Origin of the sequence: Streptomyces anatolicus (assembly GCF_019400875.1) — a bacterium.
Lineage (GTDB): Bacteria > Actinomycetota > Actinomycetes > Streptomycetales > Streptomycetaceae > Streptomyces > Streptomyces anatolicus.
In genome coordinates, this window is the sequence record NZ_WMBF01000545.1 from 1 (window position 1) to 3,936 (window position 3,936).

Below are 3,936 nucleotides of genomic sequence, written 5' to 3' on the forward strand. Positions count from 1 at the left end.
CCGTGCGCCCGAGTGATCTCAAGGAACCACCAGCCCGGCGATCATCGCACTAAAGTGACCGCCGGAATGGCTGCCCTGTCGAGAGCGGGGCGCTGGACAGCAGGGTGGGACGGGAGCCTGTCATGACCACCGCACTGATCATCGGCGACATCCAGCGGGGCATCACGAGCGGCTACCCGTTCGCCCGGAGCGTCGTGCCATCGCTCACCGAACTGCTCCCGCGGGCCCGTGCGGCCGGTGTCCTCGTGGTGTTCGTGCACTTCGCCTTCCGGGCCAACGGGGCGGACGTGCCCCGGGGCAACACCATGCTCCAGGCGTTCTACGAAGCGGGGGACGTTTTCCACGAGGGTTCGGCCGGAACGGAGATCGCTCTGCCGGTCGCCGAGGAGGACGTCGTCGTACTCAAACGCCGCGCCAGCGCGTTCGCCGGCACGGACCTCGACCTCGTACTCCGCGCGCGCGGCGTCACCACCCTCGCGGTCGCCGGGGTCGCCACCAGCGCGATGGTGGCGGCGACGTGCTATGACGCGGCGGACCGCGGCTACGAGTTGACCGTGCTGCGCGACGGTTGCGCCGACGGCGACGCGGCGATCCACGACTTCTTCATGAACGCGGTCTTCCCGAGCCGGGGGTTCGGGGTCATGTCCTGCGCGGACTGGTCTGGGGAGTGATGCCAGGGCCCTTTTGTGAGCTTGCGAACTCCTCGGCGAGCAGGCCCATCACGACCAGATCGCGGTGTTTGCCGCCGAGGAACACGTGCTGGCGGAGTCGGCCCTCTTCTACGAAACCGAGACGGCGGTGCAGCGTCAGCGACGCCTCGTTGTGCGCGAGGACACGCGCCTCGCATTTGTGGAAGCGGCGCTCGGCGAACATGTAGCGCAGCAATATCGTCACGGCTTCCGCCGCGTAGCCCCTGCGCCGGTGATCGGCGCCGATGGTGATCCCGTACTCGAACCGGCCCGCATGCGCATCGGCGTGCTGCGAGCCGATGGCGCCGACCATCTCCCCCGTGTCAAGCGCTTCGATCACCAACTGGCAGCGGTCTCCGTCGGGCACGGCGGCGGCTCGCTCCTTGGCCCAGGCGCGATGCCCCTCGGCGGAACGGGGCGGGATTACCAGATCCCCCAGCCCCTCCTCGTCGGCGGCGAAGCGCTGGAACGCCGTCCAGTCGTCGGGCTCGATACCGCGCAGCCGTACCAGCTCGCCTGACCAGAACGATGTCATCCCGTATTCGATCACGCCATCGCCCGCCAGATCCAGGCCCCTTGGCAGGACCGGGAGTTCACCTTCGTAGCCAATCGCCCGCTGCCCGTGTCCATGTGGTGAGGAGTTCCTTGTCGCCCAGGACCTCGATTCCGTCGGCGGGAGTCGGGGTGCGGCGGTCGTAGAGGAGGAGCAGGAGGTCCGTGAGAGGGCCCCGGACCGCTGTGGTCGCCTTCTTGTGGGCGTGGCTCAGCGTGATGGGGGCCTTGGTCAGGTCGATGAACCACTCCCCCGACCCCTCGGGAGCGTCAGCGGCGTCGGTGGCGTGGAAGTGGAGCGTGCGGTCAGGGCCCAGCAGCGCGTGGTGTTCGGCCTCCGATGCGTAGGCCTGCGGCAGCGTGCTGAATTGCAGCCACTCCTCAAGGCCGTCGCGCGCCACATCGGCGTCCAGGGTGTACGTCCCACCGACCGCGGCACTCGCGTCGAAGCGGTGGACGACCGTTTCGTACGTCATTCGGCGGGCCCAGAACAGCGGGGTGCCGCCCGGGGCGGGCGTCCAGACCCTGGCGTCCTGGCCGGCCTCGCGCAGCGTGTCCACGAGCCGGCCCGTGCTCTTCGCGAGCCAGGCGGTCAGTGTCGCGATGTCGTCGTCGGCGTCGGGCGTGACCTCGTTGACCTGATCGTCGGGGACGGGCGCGGTGGCCCGGGTCCGCACGATCGTCTCGGCCCAGCTGTGCGTGCCGCCGACGTGACGCAGCAGGTGGGCGAGGGTCCATCCGGGGCAACCCGGCACAGGCGCGGCGGCGTCCGCGCCGTCGACGGCCGCGACCAACTGGGCGCTCTGCTCGGAGATCCGGGTGACATAGCGGTCGTACACCGCGCTGGGGCTCGGACGCGTCATGCCGTCACGGTAGACCACGGGTGGCAGCCGTGGAACGCGAGCCGCCGCCCGCCGCCGTTCACGCCGATGCCGCCAGGAACTGCGTCGCCGCCAGCTCGCCGTAGAGCGGGTCCGCCGCCACCAGTTCGGCGTGCGTGCCGACCGCTCGCACCTTCCCCGCGTCCATCACCACGATCCGGTCCGCCAGCGTCACCGTCGACAGCCGGTGCGCCACCACCAGGACGGTGACCTCGCGGGACACCTCCGTCACGACATCCCGCAGCGCCAGTTCGTTGACCGCGTCCAGTTGCGAGGTCGCCTCGTCGAGCAGGAGCAGGCGGGGCTTTCTGAGCAGCGCCCTGGCTATCGCCACACGCTGGCGCTCGCCGCCGGACAGCTTGGAGCCGCGGTGGCCGACCACCGTCTCCAGCCCCTCGGGCAGCCGCTCGATCACTCCGTCGAGACGGGCCCGTACGAGAACCTCCCGCACCTCGGCGTCGGTGGCGTCCGGCGCCGCGAAGAGCAGGTTCTCGCGGACGGTGCCCGCGAGGACGGGCGCGTCCTGCTCCACGTATCCGATGGTGGCCCGGAGTTCGGCCAGCGGCCACTCCCTCACGTCCCTGCCGTCGACCAGGATCCGCCCGCCCGTCGCCTCGTAGAACCGCTCGATGAGGCCAAAGACGGTCGTCTTGCCCGCCCCGGAGGGGCCGACGAAGGCCGTCATGCCGGGGCCGGGCACCTCGAAGGTCACGCCGTGGTGGACGTAGGGGAGTTCGTCGCGGTAACGGAAGGTGACGTCCTCGAAGGTCACCGACGCCGGGCCATCAGTCCTCGCGGCGTCCGTCTGCCCTGCCTCGCCCATCTCCCCCTTCTCTTCCGTCTCTTCCGTCTCCAGCCGTTCCGCCTGCACGATCCGCGCGATCGCCGCCGAGCCGACCTGGTACTGCGACGCCGCGTCGACAAGGCGCGCCACGGGCTCGGTCAGGTAGAAGAGGTAGAGCAGGAAGGCCACCAGCGTCGAGACGGAGATCGCGCCGGACGCGACCCGCGCCCCGCCGATCCCGAGCACCGCGAGGAACGACACCTGCACGGCGAGACCGACCGAACTCCCCGCCACCGCTTGCCACTTCGCCGACCGCACGCCGTGCCGCCACGCCTCACGCGCCGCCTCCTGCACCGCTTCCGTCTCGCGTCGCTCGGCGCCGGAGGCCTTGACCGTACGGAAAGCGCCGAACGCCCTTTCCAACGCGGTCGAGATCGTGCCGACCGCCTCCTGGGCGCGCCGCGTCGCCTGCGCGATCTTCGGCATGGCCAGGGACGCCGCGCCGCCGATCAGCACGATCACGCCGAACGTGACGCCGAGCAGCACCGGGTCCATCAGCCCCATCATCGCGATCGTCGCGAGGAAGGTGAGGCCGCCGGAGACCGCCGAGACCACGGACTGGGTCGTGACGGCCCGCAGCAGTGTGGTGTCCGAGGTGATCCGGGACATCAGGTCGCCGGGCTGGGTCCGCTCCACCTCGGTCAGGCGCAGCCGCAGCAGCCGCCCGATCAGGGTGCGCCGGGCGGCCAGCACCACAGACTCGGCGGTGCGCTCCAGGACGTACGACCCGACCGACTCGATCGCGGTGCCGAGGATCACGAGCGCGCCGAGGAGCACCAGGACGCCGGCGATCGGATCGTCGCCGCCGAGCCGGTCCACAAGCGCTTTGGCCGCGAGCGGCTGGGCCAGCGCGGTCATCGAGCCGGTGAGCGTGAGCAGGGCGCCGAGGGCCACGGCGCCGCGGTGCGGCCGGAAGTGGCGGTACAGGGCGCGCCAGGTCTCCTTGGCGGGCAGGCGCTCGGGTTCGGGG

The 3,936-nt window shown here is 71.0% G+C and carries 4 protein-coding genes; 1 reads left to right on the top strand and 3 read right to left on the bottom strand.

Going from position 1 to position 3,936, the window contains the following annotated elements:
- Positions 1–122: 122 nt before the first annotated feature.
- Entirely contained in the window at positions 123–671 is a 549-nt protein-coding gene (locus GKQ77_RS29245) for a cysteine hydrolase family protein (protein WP_219692103.1), read from the top strand.
- Here GKQ77_RS29245 and GKQ77_RS29250 read toward each other — a convergent pair.
- Genes GKQ77_RS29250 through GKQ77_RS29260 form a run of 3 tightly spaced genes read right to left on the bottom strand, consistent with a single transcriptional unit; the run spans position 640 to position 3,920 of the window.
- On the bottom strand, positions 640–1,224 hold the full coding sequence (locus GKQ77_RS29250; RefSeq protein WP_219692106.1) for a GNAT family N-acetyltransferase: 585 nt from the start codon (positions 1,222–1,224) through the stop codon (positions 640–642). The two genes, GKQ77_RS29245 and GKQ77_RS29250, sit on opposite strands and share 32 nt — an antisense overlap.
- Before the next feature lie 58 nt (positions 1,225–1,282).
- Positions 1,283–2,104 carry a maleylpyruvate isomerase family mycothiol-dependent enzyme gene (locus GKQ77_RS29255; protein WP_219692104.1) on the bottom strand — a complete coding sequence of 274 codons (822 nt, stop codon included), beginning with the start codon at positions 2,102–2,104 and terminating at the stop codon, positions 1,283–1,285.
- Between the two features lie 58 nt (positions 2,105–2,162).
- Entirely contained in the window at positions 2,163–3,920 is a 1,758-nt protein-coding gene (locus GKQ77_RS29260; RefSeq protein ID WP_219692108.1) for an ABC transporter ATP-binding protein, read from the bottom strand.
- Positions 3,921–3,936 lie beyond the last annotated feature (16 nt).

Bases quoted from the DNA above. Each gene is read 5' to 3' on its own strand.
- GKQ77_RS29245 (WP_219692103.1), top strand. From the start codon at position 123: ATGACCACCGCACTGATCATCGGCGACATCCAGCGGGGCATCACGAGC.
- GKQ77_RS29250 (WP_219692106.1), bottom strand. From the start codon at position 1,224: ATGACATCGTTCTGGTCAGGCGAGCTGGTACGGCTGCGCGGTATCGAG.
- GKQ77_RS29255 (WP_219692104.1), bottom strand. From the start codon at position 2,104: ATGACGCGTCCGAGCCCCAGCGCGGTGTACGACCGCTATGTCACCCGG.